Origin of the sequence: Vibrio sp. V12_P9A6T4, from assembly GCF_963874835.1 — a bacterium.
GTDB classification, from domain to species: Bacteria; Pseudomonadota; Gammaproteobacteria; order Enterobacterales; family Vibrionaceae; genus Vibrio; species Vibrio anguillarum.
The window spans coordinates 1-25,554 of the sequence record NZ_CAWNJO010000040.1 but is presented as its reverse complement, the minus strand read 5'-3'; the positions used below and the strand labels follow the sequence as shown (position 1 = coordinate 25,554).

The 25,554-nt window shown below is 46.0% G+C and carries 18 protein-coding genes; 17 read left to right on the top strand and 1 reads right to left on the bottom strand.

Features of this window, described 5'->3' with window-relative positions:
• Positions 1–69 precede the first annotated feature (69 nt).
• Positions 70–1,767, bottom strand: coding sequence for an RluA family pseudouridine synthase (locus tag AACQ42_RS05230; RefSeq protein WP_094166083.1), 1,698 nt, complete (start codon positions 1,765–1,767; stop codon positions 70–72).
• Between the two features lie 574 nt (positions 1,768–2,341).
• On the opposite strand from AACQ42_RS05230, the gene AACQ42_RS05225 reads away from it, so the two are divergent.
• The 17 genes from AACQ42_RS05225 to tssI all read left to right on the top strand — a co-directional run.
• The gene (locus AACQ42_RS05225; protein WP_094131750.1) at positions 2,342–3,430 is read left to right on the top strand and encodes a hypothetical protein; all 1,089 of its coding nucleotides are present in this window, start codon (positions 2,342–2,344) and stop codon (positions 3,428–3,430) included.
• Between the two features lie 387 nt (positions 3,431–3,817).
• Complete coding sequence (tssB, locus tag AACQ42_RS05220) at positions 3,818–4,327, top strand: type VI secretion system contractile sheath small subunit (RefSeq protein ID WP_017043584.1); 510 nt, start codon at positions 3,818–3,820, stop codon at positions 4,325–4,327.
• A gap of 49 nt (positions 4,328–4,376) precedes the next feature.
• A complete protein-coding gene (tssC, locus tag AACQ42_RS05215) occupies positions 4,377–5,852 on the top strand; it encodes a type VI secretion system contractile sheath large subunit (RefSeq protein WP_026027753.1) in 1,476 nt (491 codons plus the stop codon).
• A 2-nt stretch (positions 5,853–5,854) separates the two neighbouring features.
• Positions 5,855–6,292, top strand: coding sequence for a type VI secretion system baseplate subunit TssE (gene tssE / locus AACQ42_RS05210; RefSeq protein WP_013868295.1), 438 nt, complete (start codon positions 5,855–5,857; stop codon positions 6,290–6,292).
• A gap of 6 nt (positions 6,293–6,298) precedes the next feature.
• Positions 6,299–8,068, top strand: coding sequence for a type VI secretion system baseplate subunit TssF (gene tssF, locus AACQ42_RS05205; protein WP_019282041.1), 1,770 nt, complete (start codon positions 6,299–6,301; stop codon positions 8,066–8,068).
• Entirely contained in the window at positions 8,032–9,054 is a 1,023-nt protein-coding gene (tssG, locus tag AACQ42_RS05200; RefSeq protein WP_026028436.1) for a type VI secretion system baseplate subunit TssG, read from the top strand. Before tssF ends, tssG begins: the two co-directional genes overlap by 37 nt.
• 4 nt (positions 9,055–9,058) lie before the next feature.
• The gene (tagH, locus tag AACQ42_RS05195; protein ID WP_094166082.1) at positions 9,059–10,531 is read left to right on the top strand and encodes a type VI secretion system-associated FHA domain protein TagH; all 1,473 of its coding nucleotides are present in this window, start codon (positions 9,059–9,061) and stop codon (positions 10,529–10,531) included.
• 2 nt (positions 10,532–10,533) lie between these two features.
• Positions 10,534–11,013 carry a type VI secretion system lipoprotein TssJ gene (gene tssJ, locus AACQ42_RS05190; protein ID WP_013868298.1) on the top strand — a complete coding sequence of 160 codons (480 nt, stop codon included), beginning with the start codon at positions 10,534–10,536 and terminating at the stop codon, positions 11,011–11,013.
• A 4-nt stretch (positions 11,014–11,017) separates the two neighbouring features.
• Positions 11,018–12,352 (top strand): type VI secretion system baseplate subunit TssK, encoded by a 1,335-nt coding sequence (gene tssK, locus AACQ42_RS05185; RefSeq protein ID WP_017044997.1) that lies wholly within the window; start codon positions 11,018–11,020, stop codon positions 12,350–12,352.
• 2 nt (positions 12,353–12,354) lie between these two features.
• A complete protein-coding gene (gene icmH / locus AACQ42_RS05180) occupies positions 12,355–13,128 on the top strand; it encodes a type IVB secretion system protein IcmH/DotU (RefSeq protein WP_026027751.1) in 774 nt (257 codons plus the stop codon).
• Positions 13,129–13,151: 23 nt separating this feature from the next.
• Complete coding sequence (tssH, locus tag AACQ42_RS05175; protein WP_094166081.1) at positions 13,152–15,770, top strand: type VI secretion system ATPase TssH; 2,619 nt, start codon at positions 13,152–13,154, stop codon at positions 15,768–15,770.
• Positions 15,771–15,772: 2 nt separating this feature from the next.
• Entirely contained in the window at positions 15,773–17,335 is a 1,563-nt protein-coding gene (locus tag AACQ42_RS05170) for a sigma-54 interaction domain-containing protein (protein ID WP_176429709.1), read from the top strand.
• Positions 17,332–17,991 (top strand): type VI secretion system-associated protein VasI, encoded by a 660-nt coding sequence (gene vasI / locus AACQ42_RS05165; protein WP_013868303.1) that lies wholly within the window; start codon positions 17,332–17,334, stop codon positions 17,989–17,991. Before AACQ42_RS05170 ends, vasI begins: the two co-directional genes overlap by 4 nt.
• A 9-nt stretch (positions 17,992–18,000) precedes the next feature.
• The gene (gene tssA, locus AACQ42_RS05160) at positions 18,001–19,398 is read left to right on the top strand and encodes a type VI secretion system protein TssA (RefSeq protein WP_017046812.1); all 1,398 of its coding nucleotides are present in this window, start codon (positions 18,001–18,003) and stop codon (positions 19,396–19,398) included.
• A 17-nt stretch (positions 19,399–19,415) separates the two neighbouring features.
• Positions 19,416–22,961 carry a type VI secretion system membrane subunit TssM gene (gene tssM / locus AACQ42_RS05155; RefSeq protein ID WP_094166079.1) on the top strand — a complete coding sequence of 1,182 codons (3,546 nt, stop codon included), beginning with the start codon at positions 19,416–19,418 and terminating at the stop codon, positions 22,959–22,961.
• A 57-nt stretch (positions 22,962–23,018) separates the two neighbouring features.
• The gene (locus AACQ42_RS05150; RefSeq protein WP_094166078.1) at positions 23,019–24,314 is read left to right on the top strand and encodes a type VI secretion system ImpA family N-terminal domain-containing protein; all 1,296 of its coding nucleotides are present in this window, start codon (positions 23,019–23,021) and stop codon (positions 24,312–24,314) included.
• A gap of 167 nt (positions 24,315–24,481) precedes the next feature.
• Positions 24,482–25,554 (top strand): type VI secretion system tip protein TssI/VgrG (gene tssI / locus AACQ42_RS05145; RefSeq protein WP_141195663.1); only part of this gene is annotated, 1,073 nt, incomplete at its 3' end.

Below are 25,554 nucleotides of genomic sequence, written 5' to 3'. Positions count from 1 at the left end.
GCATTCACGAAATTATAGCTGTGCTAAGTCAGGATTTGTCACCTCAATGTCACTAAAGCGGAATGTCGATCAAAACTCGGCATCCACCGTGAATGTCATCCTTTGCTTGGTATAAGGATGATCAAAGCTCAGCGACTCAGCATGTAGATGTAAACGCGCTCCTTTCGTGCCATAAAGATCGTCGCCAACGATGGGCAGGTTGAGTCCTTCCACATGAGCGCAATGCACGCGCAATTGGTGGGTTCGTCCTGTTTTGGGGTAGAGGTAGACTTTACTGAATCCATCTCGGCATTCAATTAATTGCCAGTGAGTGTCAGCGGGTTTGCCATGTTCAAAACAGACCAATTGACGCGGCCTGTCATCTAAATCGCCCCGCAGCGGTAAGCGAATGTCACCATGCGATTGCTGTAATTCACCAGCGAGTAAGGCAAGATAGCGTTTTTCAACGCCGCGAGTAATAAATTGCTTCTGCAGGCTTTTATTGGCTCGGCGGGTGAGAGCAAACACCAATAAACCTGAAGTAGACATATCGAGGCGGTGGATCACAAAAAGCCCTTCATCTGAGCTAAACGTTTGTTGCAAACGAGTATAAACAGAGTCCTGAATGTTGACTCCGGGAACGGATAGAAACTCGGCAGGTTTGTTGACGACAACAATGGCTTCATCCTGATAGATGATGTCGATCTCTTTGCCTTGCGCTGGGTTATGCAATAGCGGGTTATCATCGAGCTTCAGCCCATCAAGCATGTGAGCCAAAATCGGTTGGCACTTGTTTTGACAAGCAGGATAGAATTTCTTGTGTTGACGAATTTCAGATTTTGGTGACGCTCCCCACCAGAATTCGGCGAGTGAAATCGGTGTCATCTGATGTTGAAACGCGTAGTGCAGCAATTTTGGTGCGGCGCATTCTCCAGACCCTGCTGGTGGAACAGGGTTAGCCGTAAGACGGAAAATCTCCCCCAGAGATTTTTCAGTGCCGTATTGATTGAGAAATCGATAGTGAGAAAAAAGTCGTTGCTGCAACGCATTAGAGAGATTTTTACGCTGCTCTTTTAACGCATCAATTTGTTCTTGAAATGCGTCTATTTGCGCTTGTAGTTCGTTGAGGTTGACGTCCCACTTGCGCTTTAATTGTTTGAGGGACGTTTTTTCAGCCACACTTTGTTTGGCGAGACAATCCAAGGTTTCGCGCAATTGTTGGGCATCATTTGATTGCTCGGCAAGGATGCGTTGCTGTTTACGCTGTTCACGACCTTGAATCATCAGCTGGCGATGCGCTTCTAATTCATCTTGCGCCTGCTGTTGGGCCGTGGTCCATTGCTGCTGAAGTAGCGCACGCTGTGGATCGCACTCCAATTGTTCAACTTGCTGATTAATTTGATTGATCGGCACGCTGCCTTCCAAGAAAAAACCATCGTTAGTGAGCATGTCAAATATAGGCGGCACAAAATGCGGCAGCAGGTTTTGCTCAGCTAACTTCCCCGAGAATGCAGACAGGTACCCTAGCTCTCCACTTTGTTTACGCACCACTAAAACACCAAACATTTTCCCGATAGCTTCCGGATGCTGGTTTAGCACGCCGTGATTATCGAGCCCAAAATTATGTTGCCAATTCTGCTGGTTCAGCAGGTGTTGTTGCAGCTGGCTTGCCGCTAATTCGCAAAGCGGATGCGGCTCGTAACAAAATGGGAAAGTAAAGCGCTCAGGCAGAGAGTAGCCTTCAATAGGTTTTTTAAAGGCAGTAAAACAGGGCGCTGGTGTTGGCATTTTCTCTGGCTCGCAGTGGATGGTGGTGGAGAACGCAGAATTGTACTGATTTGACCTAGAAATGCCAGTTTCTGGTTGAACGGCGATGATGATACGATTAATTAATGTAACTAGCTTATTAATATCATTAATATAGCTTAGTGAATCCCAAAGAAATAAGTTAACAGTGTCGATTTAACCTGATGCTATGCGTTTATTTAAAACATATAGAATGATTGGAGGATTAATTCATTTTATTTCTATGCAAAACAATGTCAGCTTTATGTTAGTTTTTTGTCATTAATTCTATTTGTAGTGATTGGTTCCTGATTCTATTTAATTTAATGAGTGTATTGTTTTTAATTTTGATGGGTAAAGGCTGAGTATTGATTATCATATAGGCAATATTATGCCCGCTCGGGCAATTTGTTGCTCGGTTGGGCAATTTTTTGCCCGCTCGGGCTGTGGGGCTTTATTCTTAAGTAAGCGTAATTGAAGGGAATGATTTTTGCTTACGTGTTTATGGATAAATGGTTAGTCAGTTAAGGAAATATAATGAGTCAGAGTATTGTAGTGGGTAATATGGAAACGGTTCATGATGGATTTCTGCCAACGTCTATCATTGTGTGTTCCGCAAGCGTCAAGTTTGGAAGTCGCGTCAATGTGGATTAATAAAACATATGCCATTTTAGCGCTCTCCTTATTTCCTTCGATGGTGTTACATGCTGAGCAAGAAACGTCTGCAGCAGAAGTGTATGAAGTAGGAAATATGTCTCCGGAAAAAGCGTTTGCTACCGGACGACTGCTTCGAGCGCAATACAAAAATATGGAATCGCGACCATACCTCCAGTACGCGGCAGACAACGACAATTCGGATGCCGCCTTTCTCTACGCGATGGAGCTTTCGAACTACAAAACGACCATTAGAACGCCTCCTGAAGCGCGTGAATATCTGCTTAAAGCCGCAGAATTAGGCAATCGTCGCGCCATGAAACATCTTTATACTGATGCCAAGTGGTTAAGAGATCGCGATGTGCAGTATTGGAAAAGCCAGTATTACGATAGTTTGATTCGTTTAGGACGAGATGATCCTGCACAAGCCACTTACGAGCTTGCCCAGTTTTACAAAGGTATGGATAACGAGATGTATAGCTACTATCTCGATAAAGCGGTCAGTTTTAATCATCCACGAGCATTGATGGATAAAGCAAAGCAAGTTCAAGCGGGTGGAGGCCTGTTTTTAATGCCTGGAGAAAGGGAGACCAAGGTGAGAGAGCTCTATCTCGCGGCTGCGAAGACAAACTATATCCCTGCGATGAGACGCTACATCGGTATTTTAGAGAGCAAAGGCCGTTTTGAAGATGCCTATCAATGGCGACTGATGGCGTTAGAGCAAGGTGATATTACCTCTTTGGCAACGGTAGTTAAGATTCTGCTCGGCGATAGCGCATCCTATCATTTTGTGACTCCCGATCGGATCAAAGCGCAAGCCTATTTAGATTTATATCTCTCTGCTGCTGGTACTGAACGTATGCAGTCGCTCTACTCAATATTGGAATTAGAGGAAGAAAGCCTTGCTGGTAAGATGAGTGAGGAAGAAAAAGCACAAGCTAATGGCATATTTGTTAACTATAAGAATAGTCTGAATTTTTATTATCATGATGTCTTTTGGGATATTAATTAGTTAAATTATACAGTATTAGAAACGGCATATTTTTTTGGGTGAAGATCATGTTTTTGTGATTTTTTATATTTAAAATGCTCCTATATGAATAGAATGTGCCGAGAATTTTAAATCCCCATGAAAATATCGATAAATCTGATGGGGTAGTTTAGGGAAGAATTTAATAGCTAATGCTAATTAATGGGATTTATTGTTTAAATGCTCATTAAAATCTACCAGATAATAAATATTAAGAGACTTGAGTTCTATTAGAACTTAAGTCCAATAGATTTAACTTTAATTTTTACAACGTTATGTAACCCTCGGCCTGAGTAAGTGGTAACTAAGTTTAGCTACGCTCTTGTCCGTAATTTTGACAATGATTGGCATAGGTATTGGAGACGTAATATGTCTAAAGAAGGAAGTGTAGCTCCTAAAGAGCGGATTAATATTAAGTATATTCCAGCAACGGGAGATGCACAGGCTGAAGTTGAGTTACCGCTAAAAACTCTGGTGGTAGGTGATTTTAAAGGCCATACCGAAGAGACCCCACTTGAAGAGAGACAAACCGTTTCAGTGGACAAGAACAACTTTGAAGCGGTTATGCGTGAAAGCGATTTGAAACTGACCACTACAGTGCGCAATAAACTGAGTGGCGATGAAAATGCTGAGCTTCCTGTTGAGCTTAGTTTCAAATCTCTTGCTGACTTCGAACCGGATTCAGTGGCAGCACAAGTTCCAGAATTAAATAAATTGGTTGAGCTACGCCAAGCTCTTGTGGCCTTAAAAGGTCCTTTGGGCAATATTCCCGCGTTTAGAGAGCGTCTACAAGAGCTACTAAATTCGGAAGAATCGCGTGAAAAACTTCTATCTGAGCTCAGCCTAGTGAGCGGCAAAGAAGAAGAGCCTCAAGCATAAGGCTTGATCAACCCAACTTTTTATTTAATCAAATTTAGGAACGAAATTGATGTCTACTACTGAAGCCGTCTTAGAGAGACAAAGTGCCACCCAAGGCAGTTTACTTGATGAAATCATGGCACAAACGCGCATTGCACCGACTGAAGAAGGGTATGATGTTGCGAAGAAAGGGGTTGCTGCGTTTATTGAGAATCTCATCGGTTCGAATCAAACGGAAGAGCCGGTTAACAAATCACTCGTTGATCAAATGCTGGTTGAGCTTGATAAGAAAATCAGTGCTCAAATGGATGAGATTTTGCACGAAGAGCGTTTCCAGCAGATGGAATCGTCATGGCGTGGTTTGAAACTGTTTATTGACCGTACCGATTTTCGTGAAAACAACAAGGTTGATTTGTTGCATGTAACGAAAGGCGAGTTGCTTGAAGACTTTGAATTTGCACCAGAAACGACGCAATCCGGTCTTTATAAGCACGTTTATTCTTCTGGTTATGGCCAATTTGGTGGTGAGCCGACTGGCGCTATCATCGGTAACTTTGCTTTCACGCCATCAACCCCTGACATGAAGCTACTGCAATACATGGGTGCACTTGGTGCGATGGCCCATGCTCCATTCATTTCTAGTGTAGGCCCTGAGTTTTTTGGTATCGATTCTTTTGAAGAGCTACCAAATATCAAGGATCTTAAGTCAACATTTGAAAGCCCTAAATACACTAAATGGCGTTCTCTACGTGAATCAGAAGATGCGCGTTACCTTGGCTTGACTGCGCCTCGTTTCTTATTGCGCGTACCTTATGATCCAACAGAAAACCCAATTAAATCATTTAATTATGTGGAAAGTGTCAGCGCTTCACACGAACACTATCTATGGGGTAACACCGCGTTTGCTTTCGCTACTCGTTTAACCGATAGCTTTGCCAAGTACCGTTGGTGTCCAAACATCATTGGCCCACAAAGTGGCGGTGCGGTTGAAGATCTGCCAGTACACGTGTTTGAATCGATGGGTGCACTGCAAAGTAAGATCCCAACTGAAGTGTTGGTGACTGACCGTAAAGAGTTTGAATTAGCAGAAGAAGGTTTCATTGCTTTAACCATGCGTAAAGGCAGTGATAACGCCGCATTCTTCTCTGCAAACTCGATCCAAAAGCCAAAAATATTCCCGAATACCAAAGAAGGCAAAGAAGCAGAAACCAACTACAAGTTGGGTACGCAACTGCCATATATGATGATCATCAATCGCCTTGCACACTACGTCAAAGTGCTGCAGCGTGAGCAAATTGGTGCTTGGAAAGAGCGTCAAGATCTTGAACGCGAGCTTAATGGCTGGATCAAACAGTACGTGGCTGACCAAGAAAATCCACCAGCAGACGTACGTAGCCGTCGTCCTCTTCGTGCTGCAAAAATCGAAGTCATGGATGTTGAAGGTGAACCAGGTTGGTATCAGGTCTCTCTCTCTGTTCGTCCTCACTTTAAGTACATGGGCGCGAACTTTGAATTGTCATTGGTTGGTCGATTAGATCAAGCATAACCATGACTTATATTGCACCTGAAGAGAGTGCATTTGGTGTCGGCTTCTTTGAACGTTTAGAAGCTGGCACCAAGCCTATGTCTTTGACCCAAGGGCCAAATGCATGGGATGTGCTCCAATCAATCAAACGCAATGTTTCCAATATTTTGAATACTCGCATGGGTGAGGCACAAAGTGCTCCAACGTTAGGTTTAGTGGATTTTAACGATGCAACGTTAGAAACCTTAGACTTATCGCTGCGGATTAAGCTTGCGATACAAAGCTGCTTAGATGTGTATGAGCCCCGTTTACGAAATATTGTGATTCGATCCGAGTCGGACGTGTTTAGCCCTTTGATGCTGCGCTTCCATATTGTGGCCGAAATAAACAGTGATGCGTTACATGAGAAAGTGCAGTTCAACCTGCTACTGGATCAAAACCGAAAGTACCGAGTGTATTAGAAAATTATGGCTCAAGATAAGTACTTCAGAGAAGAGCTTGCTTTCCTTAAAGAACAAGGAAAGCATTTCACTGAAATTCATCCTCAACTCTCTCGCTTTTTACACGGTAAAACGACGGATCCTGATGTCGAACGTTTATTGGAAGGCTTCGCCTTTCTCACCGCTCGCTTGCGCGAAAAAGTTGAAGATGAATTTCCTGAGCTAACGCACTCCATCATCAACATGCTATGGCCAAACTACTTACGTCCTGTGCCAAGCATGAGTATTGTCTCGTTCACACCGGATAAAAGTGTCAGTGATAAGCAGCAAATTGCTCGTGGCACTCAGCTCGATAGCAAGCCTGTTTTCGGCACCAAATGTCACTTTAGAACCTGTCGTGACGTGCAGATTTACCCACTGAAATGTACTGACGTCACTGCGCAACATACTAGAGAAGCGACCATCATCGAAGTGTCGCTTAATATGTTGGGTGAGATAAGCGTCGGTGATGCGCATCTTGATGATCTGCGCTTTTACTTAGGTGGTGATAAATACAGCTCACAAATGCTCTATCTATGGCTCAACCACTACCTCGATAAGATTTCTGTTGAAGTCGCGGGGGTAGAATTTACGCTGCCGCGCAATAGCTTCCAAACGGTCGGATTTGATAGCGAGCAGTCACTTTTGCCCTATCCTTCCAATGTGTATGAAGGTTATCGCGTTTTGCAGGAATACTTGTCGTTTCCTGAAGCATTTCACTTTGTTGACATTACCCGTCTGGCTAGCGTAGTGCCGAAATCAGTGCATGGTGCGTTCAAACTGAAAATCAGTTTTTCGAAAACCTTGCCAGCGGACGTTCGAGTGCGTCAGGATAATTTCCAGCTGTACTGCACCCCTGTCATTAATTTGTTTGAACATGATGCCGATCCGATCGATTTAACGGGCAAGCGTTCAGAGTATCGCATTATTCCCTCTAGTCGTTACCCTTCTCACTATGAAGTGTTCAGCGTTGACGGCGTGTTCGGTTGGCAAGACAAAACTCAAGCCAGCCAACGAATTCGGGGTGAAAAACGTGTCTATTCAGCGTTTGAAAGTTTTCAGCATGAAGTTGAGCGGGTTCGAAATCGTGAAGCGCTCTACTACCGTACACGAGTGAGAGACAGTATCCGTGGCGATGGATTTGATAATTTCATCTCTTTCATTCGCGGAGATGAAACGCAATCCATGCATATCGATGAAGCCATCTCGCTCAAACTCACCTGCACCAATCGCTTATTACCGCTCGAACTCGGTGTCGGTGACATTTGTGAGCCGACAGACAGCTCGCCCCCCTTTGCCACTTTCAGCAATATTACCGTGCCTTCACAATCTCTGCGCCCAGTACTGGATGGCAGTCTATTGTGGGTATTGATTTCTAACTTATCGCTGAATTATTTATCGCTGCTGTCCAAAGATGCCTTAAGCAGTGTGTTGCGAGCTTACGATTTCAGAGCCTTGGTGGATCGCCAAGCGGAGCGTGTTGCGCGTTTGCGTCTTGAAGGGATCCAAAAAATTGAGTCGCAACCCGTGGATAAAATATTGCGCGGTTTGCCAGTGCGAGGGCTGCAATCGACGATTCATATTGATCAAAACTGTTTTGGTTCAGAAGGGGAGCTTTACCTCTTTGGCACCGTGCTTAGCCACTTTTTTGCCCTCTATGCCAGCATCAATTCGTTTCATGAGCTGATCGTTATTAACGCGTCCAATCAAGAGAAGTACACATGGGGAACACAGACAGGAATGCAGCCATTGATCTAGAGATGGCTGCGGCGGCTGTGCCGGAGCCTCTACTGGGTTTACCAAGCGATGTACGAACGTACAACTTCTACCAGTTGGTGGAACTGCTGCAAAAACTTAATGCGTTTAATCCTGAATCAGAAGATTGGGAGCGGACATGCCAGTTGGTATTCAGTGCCAACCCCAGTTTAGGTTTTGCACCAGCGGACGTAACCGATTTACGTGAGTTCGCGGATGAGCGCCTGATCCTACAAACCAATTTTTTTGGATTAACTGGGGCACAGTCACCGTTGCCTGGTTTTATTTTGCAGCAATTGGTCGAAGAAGATCCCGGTGGTTTCAAGCGGCCCTTTTTAGATTTTTTCAATAACCGGTTGATTAACCTTGTATATCGCGTATGGCGAAAGTATCGCTATTACGTCCGTTTTCAAGCGGGTGCGCAGGATCAATTTTCATCACAGCTGTTTGCTTTAGTCGGTTTGGGTGATGCGGACTTGCGCGGCGAAACACCGATAAATTGGTGCAAGATGCTGGCTTATGCGGGCACTTTGGCTGGCCGAAGTCGTTCACCGCAAGTGGTGTCTGGCATCATCGCGCACTGTTTTGATCTGCAAGAAGTCAGTATTCGCCAGTGGGTTCGACGCAAAGTCCGGATAGAGCCTTATCAGCAGTTTTGCTTAGGTAAGCAGAATGGTGAGCTTGGGATCAACAGCATGTTGGGTGAATCAGTGATGGACTGTAACGGTAAGTTTGTTATCTGTATCAAAAACTTAACTCGAGAACGATTTGCCGATTTTTTGCCATCAGGCAAAGAACATCAACCGCTGTGTAAGTTGGTGGAGTTTATTTTACGAGAGCAGATGGCTTACGACCTTGAGCTGACCATGCACGAGAGCGAGGCTCCGGTGATGAGTTTATGCCATGACAGTGGTGTGGCTTTGGGTTGGTCATCATTTTTAGGGCGCGATTTGGCGGACAAAAGCGTGCTTATACAAGTAAGGCAATAGCGATATGCAGAAGAAGCAAATGCTTTCAATGGTAGTGACGAATGTGCAACTACTGGAATCAGGATTATCCGCACAAGCGATGTTTAATGTGCAAGGCGGTGTGATTGGCTCTGCAAGTGATGCGCATTGGCAGCTTCGTGACGGTAAAGGGAAAATTCAAAATCATCACTGTGCCATCCGTGTGATTGATGGTGCGTTTTGCATTCAAGATCTGGTTGGTAATACCTATGTTAATGGTTCCCATAAGCCGTTAGGGCAAGGTGCTTCGGCTAAGTTGGAGCATAAAGATGAAGTGGCCATTGGACCTTACCAAATTCGTGTCATTTTTGGTCAAGTGGGTGAAGATGATTCTCTGATTAATGGCTCTTTGGATCAGCTGTTTGCTAAAGAGGGGCTCGATCTACTCAAAGATGGTCCATTGGATGATATTAGCCGCGACGAGGATGAACCAGAGCCGAGTTCAATGGACCCTATCGCCGCTTTAGATGATTTATTGCAAGGCATTAAACAAGAAGAGTCGTTGCTTGAAGAGACGGAAAAACCACTCGCACAAGCACAACATTCATTAGTGCCAGAATACGATAGCCAGCAGTCGCAACTGCAGTTTACGCCTCAAGCTGACAGCGAGTATGAGATGACGTCATCGATTCGATTAAAGAAAATTCTCGGTTTTGGCAAAACCTCCACCGATTTACCACCTATTCCGGCTGTTGAGCACCATGAGACTGCGCAACCACCGACTCATTTGAACATTAACAACAGCATTTACAACGTACCTGAGGGCTTAGCGATGGACGATAAAGTATTAGATCTACTTGAGGAAGAAGTGGCGAGAAGCTACCACCCTCACTCCGAGCAACACAACAGCTCGTCAAACAATGCATCACACTTATTGACCGGCCCTATGCTCACCGGGCTAGGTGTTGACGTTGGCAATAGCCACGATATGGCGAAAATGCACATGCTTTCAGAAGAGCTTGGGCAATCGTTGCAAGCTTGTGTGCAAGGTTTGCTTGAGCTTCACCAGCAAGTGAGTGAAGGGCGTTTTGGTATGATGAATCGTAACTTGCAACCGATTGAAGATAACCCACTTCGCTTGGGGCTATCATACGAAGAAACCATTCGTACTCTGTATGATGCTGATAAAAGTGTGGTGCACTTGTCTGCCCCAGCGGCGATTGCCGAAAGCCTAAAAAATGTGCGCGACCATAACGAAGCAATGCAGCACGCCACTAGCGAAGCCCTAAATCAGATTCTTAATGCCTTTTCTCCTCAAGTGCTACTGCGCCGTTTCCAACATTACAAGCGCAATAGTGATGCACAGAATCACTCTTCAGATGCTTGGGCGTGGGAGATGTATTGCCACTACTACCAAGAGCTCACTTCTAATCGCCAAAAAGGATTTGAGAAACTGTTTTGGGAAATTTTCGAGCAGTCTTACGACAAGAAAATTCGTGAAAAACAGCTGGAGCTATAACGGTGAACAAGCGGTCTTTTGTCCTGCTGATGCTACTGACGGTATTAACCGCCTGTAGCTCATCAGAAAAGTATGAGCCAGCCACACAGCCGACCAAGGTAACGTTCAGTCTCGTTAGTGATGAAGGTACTAACCCTAATATTTGGGGTGAAGCGTCGCCGATAGAGGTTCAAGTGTTTGAGCTGAAAGATGATTCGATGTTTATGTCTGCCGATTATGACCAAGTAAAGGCAGACTACAAAAAAGCGTTACGCAGCAATTTTATCGCCAATTACGATTATGTAATGACACCAGGCCAGTTTAAGTTTGTGAACGCGTTCGAGATTGATGAAGGCACGAACTACATTGGGGTCATGGCGCATTTTGCTGAACCTGAGCTGAGTGAATGGAAAAAGGCCGTCAAAGTGCTTAACAAAGGTAGGGAATACCATCTTTTGATGTATTTCAAAGACTACGATGTAAAACTGGAAAGGGTGGAGTAACAAGATGTTTGCGCGTAATCGTGTCATTTGGAATGAAGGTCTATTCATTAAACCGCAGCATTTCCAGCAGCAGCAACGCTATTTTGAATATCATATTGATGAACGCATCTCATCAGTCAGTGGCTACCTTTACGGAGTATCAGAGTTATCACTTAACCCTGAATATCTCTCTTTTGGCCGTATCGCGATCGAACGTGCGGTCGGCATTATGCCTGATGGAACCGTTTTCCGTATTCCTCAGGAAGATGTGCTGCCCGATGCGCTTGAGATTGCCGATGCTTCGCTTGCAAACCAGTTGGTCTATTTAGCGGTGCCGCTTCGCAGTGAATCGTTAATGGAGATTAACTGGCCTGAAGAGCGTGGAACCGGGCGTTACTTAAGCAATCGTTTAGAAGTGCGCGATGTGCATACCGTGCGCGGTGACACCACGACGCTAGATGTCTCACCTGTTCGTGTGCAGTTGATGCTTGAAAAAGAAGACAGAAGCTCTTACGCCTCAATTGCGATCGCTCGTATTTTAGAAAAACGTCCTGATGGCAGTGTCGTACTCGATCCGGACTTTATTCCGTGCCATCTTAATGTTGCGAGCAATGCGGCTTTGCACCGTTTTATTAACGAAATCTCTGGGTTAATGCGCGAACGTGCCAAAAACATTGCTCAACGTATCAGTTCTCCCTCTCAAGGCGGGGTCGCGGATGTGTCTGACTTTATGTTGTTGCAAGCCCTGAATCGCTTACAACCCCAGATGCAACACTTGGCAGAGCTACGCAGTTTGCACCCGGAACGTTTATTTGAGTGCCTGTCATGCGTATGTGGAGAATTGGCTACATTTACCGATGAAAGTCGTTTACCACCGAGCATCCCGAGCTACAACCATGAAATGCCGACCCACTCTTTTGGGCCGCTGATCCGCAACTTAAGACAGAGCCTAAGTATCGTACTTGAGCCTAGAGCGGTCTCGATTCAGTTGGATAAACGTAAGTACGGCCTGATGGTTGCCCCAATCCACGACCCTCAACTAGTTGAAAGCGCAGAATTCATCATCGCGGTGAAAGCACGCATGCCATTAGATGAACTGCGTCGTCTCTTTACTCAGCAGACCAAAGTATCGTCAGTGGAGAAAATCCGCGAGCTCATTTCACTGCAATTACCGGGCATTCCAATTACACCGTTACCAGTGGCACCAAGGCAGTTGCCTTACCACGCCGGTTATACCTATTACCAATTGGATAAAACCAGCTCAGCATGGTCGATGTTAGGTCGCTCAAGTGGTTTTGCTTTCCATGTCGCGGGTGCGTTTGAAGATCTTGACCTGCAATTCTGGGCGATTAGGAGCTGATGATGGCCATTGATAAAAAAAACACCCAATACAGCGGTCTGCTTTTTGACAGCGTCGAGCAGATCAACCACGACCAAGATTACTGGTTTCAACTGCGTGGTGATAACCCTAATGTTTTGATTGATGCTGCTACCCCTCTGTTTGGTTTGTCGCTGCGGGTACGCAGCTTGTCAGAGTGCGACAACATTGAGCAGATCTACAAACAGACGGTGGAAGAGATTAAAGCGATTGAAATCGAGCTTGCCGAGCAAGGGTTTGAGCATGCGATTTTGATGGCTTATCGCTACATTCTGTGCGCGTTTTTGGATGAAGCCGTCATGGGAACCGAGTGGGGTGCATCCAGTGTGTGGGCTGAACATTCTATGCTGTCTCGTTTCCACAGTGAGACTTGGGGCGGCGAAAAAGTGTTTACCATCTTAAGTCGCTTGGAAGGTGAACCTAAACGTTATCGCGCGTTGCTAGAGTTTATCTATCAATGCCTAGTGTTAGGTTTTGAAGGTAAATACCGTGTGATGGAAAGCGGCCACAACGAGCGTGAAAAGGTGATCAGTCGTTTACATGACACCGTCAGTTCGTTGGATGAAAACGAGCCGAAAGAACTGACCTCCGCCACGGACCATGTGGTGAAATCAAAATATAAGTTAAGCAGGCAGTTACCGGTTTGGTCAGTGCTGCTTGGTTTTGTCATTATTTGGGTCGGTGTGTTTTTAGGCTATTCCTATTTACTGCACAGCCAATCGGCAGACGTATTAAACCAATTGAACCAAATACTCTAATTATAAAAGGCTAGGTGATTGTAGTGATCCGTATTGAATTACCCACATTAATTTCAAAACTCAATGAACAGAGTAAGCTAGCCCTAGAGCAAGCCGCTTCATTATGTATTGAACGTCAGCACCCAGAAGTGACCTATGAGCATTTCCTGCATGTGCTGTTAGAGAACCCACTTTCGGATGTGCGTGTGATAGCTAAGCACGCTAACTTAGATGTGGAAACCGTAAAACAAGCCATCAGTGCCAGTTACGCTCGTGAGCAAGTGTTAGATACCTATCCAGCATTCTCGCCACTGTTGGTTGAGCTATTGCAGGAAGCTTGGTTGCTTTCTACCACTGAGCTGAATCAGAATCAGCTTCGTTCAGGTGTGGTGTTTTTAGCCGCGTTGATGCGCGCTGATCGTTACCTACCACTTAAACTAATCCGTCTTTTTGAACACATCAACAAAGAGAGCCTAAACAAAGGGTTTGATACGCTGTTGCAAGACTCTTCCGAGTCGGCGGTTGAAAAAAGCAAAGCGGGTTCTCAAGCTCCTGCTGCGCTGGATGCAGTGTCATCTTCGCCACTGCATAAATACTGCACCAATGTCACGGCGCAAGCGCGTAACGGCGAACTAGACCCTGTTCTGTGTCGTGAAAACGAACTCAACTTGATGATCGACATTTTGTGTCGTCGTCGTAAAAACAACCCTATCGTTGTGGGAGATGCTGGTGTCGGTAAAAGCGCCATGATTGAAGGACTTGCATTGCGCGTCGTTGCGGGCAATGTGCCGACACAGCTGCAAAATGTAGAGTTGTGCTCACTCGATCTCGGCTTGTTGCAAGCGGGTGCTTCAGTCAAAGGTGAATTTGAAAAACGTCTTAAAGGCGTGATTGACGCGATCAAAACCTCGCCTAAACCGATCATTTTGTTTATCGATGAAGCGCATACCTTAATTGGTTCTGGCAACCAAGAGGGTGGTAGTGATGCGGCCAACTTGCTCAAGCCGGCTCTTGCGCGAGGCGAGCTCAGTACTGTCGCAGCCACCACATGGAAAGAGTACAAAAAGTATTTTGAAAAAGATCCTGCGCTGACTCGTCGTTTCCAGTTAGTGAAATTAGAAGAGCCGAGCATCAGCCAAGCAGTAGATATTCTGCGCGGCTTGAATCGTGTCTACGAAAAAGCCCATAACGTATTGATTACTGATGATGCATTGAAAGCCGCCGCCGAGCTTTCAGCGCGTTACATTTCAGGTAGACAACTGCCGGATAAAGCGATTGATGTGTTGGATACTGCTTGCGCGCGTATTGCAATTAATATCACCACACCGCCGAAGCGCTTAGCGCAACTAGAGACCGCTTGCCATCAACGTCAACTTGAAATTGATATGCTTGAGCGTGCTCAATATTTAGGTCAAGTGGTTGATTCGCATCGCTTGGATGAGCTATGTAGCCAAGAAATGGCCGATGAAGCTGAAAAAGCGGCCTTGACTCAAAGCTGGCAAGAGCAAAAAGCGATCATTGAGCGCATTATTACCCTACGCGATCAGCTCTTAGATGGCTCTGAGGATCATGGCGAGCAGACCCAAGTTGAGCGTGATGAGTTACTTGTTCAATTGCAGGCGCAATATCGAGCGTTAGAAGAGATCCCTCATAATGATCGCCTCATGCATCCACAAGTCGATGCTCAGCAAATAGCGGAAGTAATTGCGGACTGGACGGGCGTGCCCGTTGACCAAATGAACAGCGATGAGCTGCATAAAATCACCCACCTAACGGCTATTTTAGGTGAGGCAATCAAAGGGCAAGATACTGCGATTGAGCGTGTTCACCGTAACTTATTAACGGCGCGCGCGGATTTGCGCCGTCCGGGGCGTCCAAAAGGTTCCTTCCTACTCGTGGGTCCAAGTGGTGTTGGTAAAACCGAAACTGTGGTGCAACTGGCGCAACAACTTTATGGTGGTAAACAATTTTTAACCACTATCAACATGTCGGAATATCAAGAAAAGCATACCGTTTCACGTTTGATTGGTTCGCCCCCGGGTTATGTTGGTTATGGTGAGGGCGGTATTCTTACCGAAGCGATTCGTAAAATGCCGTACTCTGTGGTGCTGTTAGACGAAGTTGAAAAAGCACACCCAGAAGTGCTTAATATTTTCTACCAAGCCTTTGATAAAGGTGAGTTAGCCGATGGTGAAGGTCGAGTGATCGACTGCCAAAACATCGTCTTCTTCCTCACCTCGAATTTAGGTTACCAAACCATAGTCGATTACGCGCAGCAGCCTCAGTTGCTTGATGAGCAGCTTTACCCAGAACTTGCGGCTTTCTTCAAACCCGCCTTACTGGCTCGTATGGAGATTATTCCGTATCTACCGCTCAGCAAAGACGTGCTAGAGCAGATTGTTCGTGGCAAGTTAACCCGCCTTGAGCAGCTCTTTAAACAGCGTTATGCCGCTGACGTGGTGATTGAAGATAGCTTGATCGAAGAGATCTTAAGCCGTGCCACGCGCTCTGAAAATGGGGCTCGTATGCTGGAAGCGATCATCGAAGGTCAATTACTACCACCGATTTCATTAGCTTTGTTAAATAAATTGGCTGATAAACAACCAGTGCAACGCATCTATTTAGCGGCGGAAGAGGGTGAGTTTATTGGAGAGGTTGAGTGATCATGAGTCACTGGTTAGCTTACGCAACCGAGCTTGTTGTCGCGAGAAAGCCTAGCCAATTGGCCGCATTGTTTGTAGAAACGCTGCGCCGAGAGCTAAGGCTCGATACTTGCTTGTTACTGGTTCCCAGTTCAGACGGCCGTACCTTAGTGCCACAGAATAACCCGCTGAATTTAAGCTGGTCGGTCACCGATTTTGATTGTCCGTTTGCCCATGTATTGCAATCGGCCAAATCGATGCACTTAACCGCTGATGAATTGGTCTTTTGGCAATCGAATCGCCTGTTTAGTCAACTCACTAGCCGGGTTGGCATGTTAGATAGCGTGGTTGTACACCCGTTACCGAATGGGGATACACAAGTTCAGTCTATTTTGCTATTGATTGGTGAAACCCATACCTTGGAAGGCCTATTTGAGCAGCCAGATTTTATCAAGTATGTGGATGTTTTTTGCCATCAGTGGTCGTTGCTTAATGAGATGCAACGGGAAGAACAAAATCGACAAAGCTTATCGGAATCCTTGTCTGACGTTCAGCGTGACAACGCTCGTCGTTCATTAATTGCGAGCCTCTCTGAAACCTTAATCGGTAACAGTTTGGCGATGAAAAAATTAAGAGAGCAGATCATCAACGCCGCGCCATCACAGCTTTCAGTGATGGTGCAAGGTGAAACAGGGACAGGTAAAGAGTTGGTCGCGCAAGCGGTGCACCAACTCTCGCCCCGTAAACAAGCGCCATTTGTTGCTATTAACTGCGCGGCTATCCCTGAAAACTTATTGGAAAGTGAACTGTTCGGCTACTGCAAAGGGGCGTTTTCCGGCGCGGATAGCGATAAACAAGGGTTGATTGCGCAAGCCGATGGCGGAACCCTGTTTTTGGATGAAATCGGTGATATGCCCTTGAGCCTGCAAGCCAAATTACTGCGGGTATTGGAATCTCGATCTTTTCGGCCGATTGGCGGTAAAAACGAACAATCTTCTGATTTTCGTTTGGTTTCAGCAACGCATGTCAATCTCCTCGAACAAGTGCGTAATAAATCGTTTCGTCAGGATCTTTATTACCGCTTATTTCAGTACCCGATCACTTTGCCACGCCTTGCGGCAAGGATGGATGATATTGAACGGCTTAGCCAACATTTTGTACGCAGCTTTAATCAACAGCATGCAACCAACATTCGGGGTGTGCACTATAAAGCGATCGATTGCCTAAAACGTTATGACTTTCCCGGTAATGTGCGTGAACTCAAGCACCTTATTGAATTTGGTTGTGCGCAAACACTGGATGGCACACAGGTGGAGGAGTCCTGCTTTACACAACGTTTAGCATACACTAAAGCCGATCAGCAGCCAGAGACTGAACGACATGGGCATAAGGTCGCTAAAGCTGAGCCCGGTGTCAGTCGAGTGGTGGATGATTTAAAACAAGCGGTGAATGAATTTGAGTCTCGTATTATCCGTGAGCGCCTCCAATATTTTGCTGGTGACAGGGCCAAAGCGGCTCAAAGCCTCGGTATTCCCAAGCGGACCTTGGCCTATAAATGCCAAAAATTGGAGATTAAAACACCATGAATAAACGGTTGTTTAGGCTCACAGTTTGCCTCTCTATGACGCTGTATTTCCCCATGGCGAATGCGGAAAATGACGCTATAGCACAAGCAGAGCAATGCACGACGATAACATCTCGGTTAGAGCGATTGAGCTGTTTTGACCACCTGTTTAAAACGCCTTCTGACGTGGTGATGCCTCAAGCGGCAACGCCCAATGCGCCGCTATCTTGGCAACGCGCTTTTGATAGCATCAGCCAGTATCAAGACGGGGAAGCAAGTCACTTAACCGTTGAGGGCGACGATGATAAAGGGAATGCGTGGATTACTTTGGTTGCGTTAAATCAAAATACAAAGTTTGACGATAACGCTAAACCTGTGCTGCTGATGAGCTGTATCGACAATTTGAGTCGAGTGGAATTGGCGTTTCCTAGCGCGATTGATGATCCTCGCATCCAAGTGTCGATTGCTAATATGCAGGCACAATCTTGGCGTAGTGACGATTTAGGTTTGCTCTTTTCCTCAGGCAGAGGCATGCCAGCGATTGAGATGATGAAAGCGATGGCGCGAGAAAATCGCCTTGTGCTGCGTTCAAACTCTCCTTTTGTTGATGGATTGCAGTTTGATGCGAGCGAGCTTTCGCAATCATTAACGGCACTAAAAACACGCTGTGGTTGGTAAGGAGTTCCAATGGAGTTAACCGATTATCGCCGCTGTATTACTCAGCCTATTCAAGCCGATAACCCTGTGGGTGAGCGGCTGATTGATGATCCACTGTTTGATTTTGTTGAAGATCAAATGATGAAAGTGGGGTCACTCTCCCACGCTAGCGTGCAATGGGATGAAGTCGAACACAGTACGCTCAAACTGCTCAGCGAAAAAAGTAAAGATCTCAAATTATTGATCTACCTGTTGCAGTGTCTGCATAACCAAGTCACACCGCTACGTTTCACCACGTCGCTGCAGCTGCTGAGCGATTTCATGTCCCTTTACTGGGAAGATTGCTTCCCTGCGCCAGGCAAAAGAGGCAGTTTGCCACGTCGCAAATTCTTCAGCCAGATTGTGCAGCGGTTAGCCTTAGTCATCGACAAGTTAGATTTCGCACAATTTGATGGACCAGATCGTGATGAGTTAAACACCGCGATCGACGCGCTACAGCAAGCGACTACTCAAGCCGGACTGATGTCTGAAAGCGTTGAAAGTCTAGTGGCTAAAGTTCAAGCCCAACTGCGCCGTGCAACAGAACGTGAGCAAGCGACTCAACATGTGCAAGAGACTCCGGCGGTTGAACGTAAAACCACCACCCAGAGCGCCATCTCCGTCGACAGTTCAAGTGACAAAGCTACTAAGCAGACTTTACTAAAGGTAGCTGAGTTTTTGTCTGAACAAGAGTTCGGCATTGCCTTGGCAATACGAGTCAGGCGTTTTGCCGTGTGGTCAAGTATTACCTCATTACCTGAGCACGACGTCAGCGGTGAAACACTGTTACGGGCGATGGCGCAAGAACGAATCAAAGAGTATCACGACCAAATGCGTAGCCCAGATTTAGCCTTATGGCGCAAGGTAGAGCAGAGTTTGACCATGGCACCTTACTGGTTTGAAGGGCAGATGATGAGCTATCAAATCGCGCAAAGCTTAGGCCAAAAGGCGTGGAGTGAAGCCATTTTGAGTGAAAGCCAGCAGTTTGTGGCACGTCTACCTGCGCTGCTCGAGTTGAAATTCAAAGGAGGCGAGCCTTTTGTCAATGCGAGCGTAAAAGAGTGGCTACTCAGCCAGCAGCAAAGTAGCGCCCAAGGCCAAGTAGCAGGTGATTGGCAAGACAAACGCAAAGAGGCGTTTAGCTTAGCGAAAGAGGGAGGCATTGCGGTGGCGCTCTCTATGCTCAACGATGGTCTGGTCAGCGCCAGTGAGCCAAGGGATAAATTCTATTGGCGGTTATTATCGGCTGATTTGTTAAATAGCAATAATTTAGATGCGATGGCGAAAGAACAGTACCAAACGTTACATGCTCAGGTTAGCACCATGAGCGTTACCGATTGGGAACCCTCATTAGTTGAGCAATTAGAACAATACACAACGTCAGAGTAAACGAAGGACACAAACCCATGTGGAAATTTATTGTTGGGATCGCAAGAAAGTTAACACCGGGCATTGCCGCGGCGATGCCTATTTTGCTATTTAGCACATTCATTCTATTGAATGTTGCGATTTGGTGGGCAGGCCCTTGGCTAGAGATCGCGGGTAATAAGCCACTTGAATCGATAACCGCTCGCGCAGTGGCAAGTAGCTTGTTCACTTTAGGTGCATTGGCCGTTTGGGGTGTTTGGCAGTGGCGAAAATTGCAAGGTTTTAAAGCCGAGCAAAAGCGTGAAGATCAGCTTCGCCAAGATCCAATTAAAGCCTATGAAGAGCGCCAAGAGGTTGAGCTGAACCAAGTGATGATCAGCATGAAAGAGAACCTCAATAAACGTAATTATCTTTATGCGTTGCCATGGTATTTAGTGCTCGGTTTGGAAAATGCCGGTAAAACCAGCCTCATCAACCGCTCTGGGCAAAACTTTGTTTTTTCTTCGGTAATGCGAGCCTCGGGTCAAAAAAGTGAAAACCCGTATTCGTTTGATTGGTGGATTGGCGATGAATCGGTATTGATTGATCCAGATGGAGAGCTACTGACACAAGGTAACCATAGCAATGATAACGATGGTGCGATGGAGCGCCGTTTGTGGCTTCATTTTGTTAATTGGTTGGAGAGAACGCGTAGCCGTCGTCCACTCAACGGTATTGTTTTAGCGTTAGACGTTTCTCACTTAGCAACCGCAACTGCAACCGAGCGTAAAGCTTACGCCAATTTATTACGTGCTCGCTTACGTGAACTGATGGAGACGTTATCCACGCGTCTACCTGTCTATATTGCATTGACGAAATTGGATTTATTACACGGTTTTGAACCTTTCTTTAAACATTACTCGCGCAGTCAGCGTGAAGATGTGCTGGGCTTTACCTTTTCGCTTGACTCTATTGATGACTTAGATAATTGGCTCAACGAGTTTTCAAAAGACTACAGTCAGTTTGTTGAGCGCATTAATGATGTACTGCCGCATGCGGTTTCTGTACCTATGGATCTCGAAGAGCGCAATGCTATTTATAGTTTCACGCGTCAAATTTCTGGTTTAAAAGAGATCTTATTACAATTTTTCAACGATGCATTGGCCAGTGATCAGTTCTCTACTTCGGCTTTGGTGCGTGGCGCGTATTTCACTTCTGTGTATCAACAGGGCGTACCCACAAACGCATTTGATGATGCTGCTTCGCGTCGTTATGGGCTAGATCATGCCATTAATAAAGCACAGCAAGCCAAAAACTCAACGGTTTATTTCACACAAAAACTGTTTAATAACATCATCTATCCTGAAGCTGGGCTTGCCTCAGATAATTTTCGTGTTGCGAAGCAAAAACGGCGCTTGATTGGTTTGTCAGTAGTGGCTTGTTCTATTGCAACTGTGTTATTAGTCGGCACTTGGCATCGTTATTACCTTAGTAACGTGAAGCATTCTGATGCGGTGTTAGCGAAAGTAAACGAGTACAAAAACGAGTTCCCCTCTAATCTTTATTTAGCCTCTCAGCAAGATGTTCTCGTGCCGCTCAATAAAATTCGAGAGGCGACATTGGAGTTTGGCTTCTTCCGTGATAAACCACAGTACATTTCCGATTTTGGTTTGTACCAAGGCCACACGATTGGTCCAATGGTTGAAGCGACCTATTTGAATTTATTGGAAAACCGCTTTTTACCTCTACTAATGGCTGATGTCGTTGTGCAGCTTAACCAAGCCAAAACAGATGAAGAGAAACTGGCCGTGCTGCGTGTTTATCGCATGATGGTAGATAAAAGCGGCCGCTATAAGGATTATGTACTCGATTATTTCTCCAAATACTGGCAGCAAGAGTTCGCTGGGCAACGCGTGATCCAAGAAGAACTACTGGGGCATTTAGACTACGCCATGTTACACACGGATTTAGCGGGTGATCGCGCGCGCGGTGATCGCAATGCAGAGTCGGTGATGAAGCCTTATGATCAGGTGGTGGCGAAAGTGCAGTCTGATCTTGGTTCTATGCCTAACGATCAACGTGTTTACCGTAATTTGAAGTTGAATGCACAAACGGTTCTTGGCCCCTCGATCAATTTACGCAACTTGATTGGCCCCGTCTTTGATGTGGTTTTTGAAGAGCGAGTGGTCAACAGCAGCTCGCTGTATATTCCCCAAATGCTTACCAAAAAAGGGTTTGAAGATTACTTCATGCCGCAATCAGAATCCGTTTCTGAGCTGGCCTTGATCGACAGTTGGGTACTAGGGCAATCCAAATCGGCTCAATTTAGCGAAGCGGATAAGCATGACCTTCGTAACAAAATCCGCAGCTTGTATGTGGCGGACTACACCAATACCTGGCGTGCGGCTCTTAATGAAATCAGCGTTAAGTATTTTAGCGACATCAATGACGCGGTGTCAGTATTAGAAAACTTTACTGGCAACATTGAACCGATGCAGCGTTTGCTTCGCACTTTAGAAAGCAATACTCAAATGTATGCCAGCGTGCCTAAAGATGAAGCCGCGCAAAAAGAGCTGTTAAAAAATCCAAAATACAAAGTTGCTTCGCAGATTGATGCGCCCTTTGCTGAACTAAACGCTATGCTCAAGCCAGTCGGTGATAAGCCAGCGTACATCAATGAAGTGTTAGTGGCGGTGGAAGAGTTACAAAATTACCTCAAATCTATTCAAGAAGCGCCAGATGTTGGTATGGCTGCGCTTGATGCCACTAAAGCACGCGTAAAATTAGTGAACGCTGATCCAATTTACACGGTGAAACGTATTGCATCAGGTTTGCCTAAACCGCTCGATACTATGGTGTCTAAACTGGCGGATGAGAGTTGGTATGTTGTCAAACAAGAAGCGATTAAGCACCTTGAAGTTCGTTGGCATGATGATGTTTACAAAACCTTTGAAGAGAAATTAGCTGGGCGCTATCCATTTAATGAGTCATCCAACAAAGACAGTTCTCTTTCTGACTTTGAAGCGTTTTTTGCGCCCAACGGCACATTAGACAACTTCTACAACAACCAGCTAAGAATGTTTGTGGAAGAAAATATTGCGGTCAATGATGACGATAACGCGCAGTCGATTATTCGCAAAGACGTTCTAGAACAGCTCAAGCAGGCAAAGAAAATTCAGCAAGCTTTCTTTAACCGCAAAGGGGTCTTAGACGTTAGTTTCTCGGTTGAACCCTTACGCTTGAGCAACAACAAACGCCGCAGTGTGCTGAATGTTGATGGTCAATATCTCGCTTACAGTCACGGCCCAAGAGACAGTGTCGAGTTGATTTGGCCAAATACGCTGCGTGATTCTGCGATCTCTAAAGTAACGTTAGTGCCGACTAAAAATAATATGTCGCCACGAAGTATTAATATCCAAGGTCCGTGGGCATTTTTCCGCTTGCTTGAACAAGGTGATGTGGTGGGTGCTAGTTCCACGTCGGTTGACTTTAAGTTTGCAGTTGACGGTGGTGAGATGATTTATCGACTCAATTCAGAGGCAGATATTAACCCATTCACCGAGCGGTTATTTAAGTCATTCAAACTCTCGAAAACCCTTTACTAAAATAATAGTGAGGAGCGATTGGTCATCGCTCCTCAACTCACTTAGGACGCTGTAGTCATGTCCAATATTGTATTTATCGACCACGCTCGTTTTCATTTGATAGATGATGCTGCCGCTGTTCGTCACATTGATGCCTACCAAAAGGTGAGAGATGAGATCAATCGTCGTAACAACCCATTATCAGGTGGTCCAGACTGGGCTGTGGTGAAAGTTGCTTGTGAAACATTAGCAAAAGGCCCGGGGATTGACCTTTTGCTGTGCGGTTATTACACCGTAGCCTGTTTAAAAATGCAGGGCTTAGCGGGATATGCCAATGGTGTTGAACTGCTGTGCTGCTGCTTAAGTAATTTGCCAAAACCGGACGTAAAATCGGCGAAAATGCGCAAGGAAGTGCTCGATTGGGTTAATGCTCGTGTAGTGCGGGAGTTAAAAGGTCTGCGTCCGAATCATGAAGCACTGCGTGATTTATACCGTTGTGAGCGCTTTTGTGAGCGTATGCATGCCATTTTAGAGCTGCAACAGCCGGACTATTTGGTTGATTTCGAAGGAGTAGGTTTTGCTATTTTTGAACATATTGATCGTTTAGAAACGCAATATCATTCGCTGCTAAAGCGCCATACTCAAACGGAACAAGTTGAGCAGGTGCGTAATCAAAAGCGCTCACGTGTTACGCATGTGGCCGCTTTTATATCCGGTGTTCTTGGTGTTGTGATGGTGTATGGGGCCGTCACTTATTTGCCGTTTTTCAACTCAATATCTTATGCAACCAACCTAAGGTTACCTGCTTTACATACGCCAGATCAGATCAATGCGTTTCAACAGGCCAACTCGCCAGCCAAGCTTGAACGGTTGTCAAATGAGATTGTGCCATTGTACCGAGAGGAGATTGAGCAAAAAATGGCGCGCTCTTTTGAATCGGCTCGTGTTGAAGCCCAGCAAGTGTTGGATGCGTTATTACAACTTTATCCCCAAACCGAATCGGTGCTGGAGGTTGATCAAGCGTTTGCCGATGCTAAGCGTGAAGCTCTGCAACAAACTGAGCGCTTTATGGAGCGTTTTAGTGAAACGCGAACCAAGATGGCCAACATCGCGCTGCTCGCGCAAAAAGGAAAATTAACCGAACTGCAAAGACAAACCAAATCGCTGGAGGAGTTCGCTATTAGTCTGTCACCTATTTATGGGAGAACTGCATATGTCGAAGAGTTGCTCAAAAAAGGTGATGTTGTACAGGCTGAACAGGAGTTTATGATTCTGAAGCAGCGGCTTAATAATTTGAGCTGGAAAATGGCCGAGCTCGACAAGCAGTTTGAGCATTTGACTGTGACACATAATCAGGAAGCTCAGGCTCAATAAGCTGAGCAACAATTGGTTATTGAAGGGCAACTTTTTGCTCATATCAGGCAGTTTGTTGCCTTTGTCAATCGAGCTGTTTATAAGCTAATGAATATCAAAGAAAAATATCTGGCACTGCACTTGCTGTACTAGTGTCATTTTGCGATAAAAGAGTGGAAGGGAAAAAGATGGCAAGGTTAAGTTTTAGGCTCACCGTGGAGGGTTTGGCAGACGACACGTTAGTGGTGCATGAATACCAAGGTGTGGAATCGCTGTCTGATAGCACGCAAGCGGGCCTGCGCTGCTACGGTTTTCGCTATGAGATAAAACTGGCCAGTCGCCAATCTGGTTTAACGGCGTTGGAGCTGGTGGACAAAACCGCTCAGCTTGAGATGTTGCGTGATGGCCTTGTCGTGCAGCGCGTGCACGGCATTGTGCGCCAGTTCAGTAAAGGCGATATTGGCCATCATCACACCTTTTACTCACTGACCTTAGTTCCAGCATTAGAGCGGCTATCACTGCGCCAAAACAGCCGTATTTTCCAGCTCAAAACCGTTCCTGAAATCCTCTCCATCGTACTGCAAGAAATGGGCATTAACGACTACGCCTTCTCGCTGAAGCGTGAGTGTGCTCAGCGTGAATTCTGCGTGCAGTACCGTGAGACGGATATCGACTTCTTGCACCGCTTAGCCGCCGAAGAGGGCTTGGTGTATCACTTCATTCATGAAGAAGGGAAACACACCCTCTTTTTCAGTGACGACAGCCAAAGCCTGATAAAGCGAGAAACGCCTATCCCTTACAACGTCCTTGCGGGTGGCGTGATGGAGAGCCCTTATGTCTCGCAATTAACGCAACACAGCCAAACCGAAGTGAGCCACAGCGCGCTGCAAGATTACAGCTTTAAAAAGCCGAGCTACTCGTTTGCTCAGCAAGCGCAAGGGCGCGATATGGATTACCAGCAAGCGACCTACGAGCACTTTGATGCACCGGGTCGCTTTAAAGACGACGTCAGCGGCAAAGCCTTTAATCAAATTCGCTTAGAGTACCTACGACGAGAAGCGCGTACCGCGAGCGGAAAAAGTAACCACCCCGGTTTACAAGCGGGCACAAAGTTTGACTTACAAGAGCACCTTGACGACAGCGCGAACCGCGATTGGGTTGTAGTGCAAGTGCATCATCAGGGGCAGCAGCCACAAGCATTGGAAGAAGAGGGCGGCAGTGGCGCGACCACGTACAGCAACCAATTCACGCTCATTCCTGC

What these genes read in the sequence shown, in the direction of transcription:
- AACQ42_RS05230 (WP_094166083.1), bottom strand. Translation starts at nt 1,767, where the DNA reads ATGCCAACACCAGCGCCCTGTTTTACTGCCTTTAAAAAACCTATTGAA.
- AACQ42_RS05225 (WP_094131750.1), top strand. Translation starts at nt 2,342, where the DNA reads ATGATGGATTTCTGCCAACGTCTATCATTGTGTGTTCCGCAAGCGTCA.
- tssB (WP_017043584.1), top strand. Translation starts at nt 3,818, where the DNA reads ATGTCTAAAGAAGGAAGTGTAGCTCCTAAAGAGCGGATTAATATTAAG.
- tssC (WP_026027753.1), top strand. Translation starts at nt 4,377, where the DNA reads ATGTCTACTACTGAAGCCGTCTTAGAGAGACAAAGTGCCACCCAAGGC.
- tssE (WP_013868295.1), top strand. Translation starts at nt 5,855, where the DNA reads ATGACTTATATTGCACCTGAAGAGAGTGCATTTGGTGTCGGCTTCTTT.
- tssF (WP_019282041.1), top strand. Translation starts at nt 6,299, where the DNA reads ATGGCTCAAGATAAGTACTTCAGAGAAGAGCTTGCTTTCCTTAAAGAA.
- tssG (WP_026028436.1), top strand. Translation starts at nt 8,032, where the DNA reads ATGGGGAACACAGACAGGAATGCAGCCATTGATCTAGAGATGGCTGCG.
- tagH (WP_094166082.1), top strand. Translation starts at nt 9,059, where the DNA reads ATGCAGAAGAAGCAAATGCTTTCAATGGTAGTGACGAATGTGCAACTA.
- tssK (WP_017044997.1), top strand. Translation starts at nt 11,018, where the DNA reads ATGTTTGCGCGTAATCGTGTCATTTGGAATGAAGGTCTATTCATTAAA.
- icmH (WP_026027751.1), top strand. Translation starts at nt 12,355, where the DNA reads ATGGCCATTGATAAAAAAAACACCCAATACAGCGGTCTGCTTTTTGAC.
- AACQ42_RS05170 (WP_176429709.1), top strand. Translation starts at nt 15,773, where the DNA reads ATGAGTCACTGGTTAGCTTACGCAACCGAGCTTGTTGTCGCGAGAAAG.
- vasI (WP_013868303.1), top strand. Translation starts at nt 17,332, where the DNA reads ATGAATAAACGGTTGTTTAGGCTCACAGTTTGCCTCTCTATGACGCTG.
- tssA (WP_017046812.1), top strand. Translation starts at nt 18,001, where the DNA reads ATGGAGTTAACCGATTATCGCCGCTGTATTACTCAGCCTATTCAAGCC.
- tssM (WP_094166079.1), top strand. Translation starts at nt 19,416, where the DNA reads ATGTGGAAATTTATTGTTGGGATCGCAAGAAAGTTAACACCGGGCATT.
- AACQ42_RS05150 (WP_094166078.1), top strand. Translation starts at nt 23,019, where the DNA reads ATGTCCAATATTGTATTTATCGACCACGCTCGTTTTCATTTGATAGAT.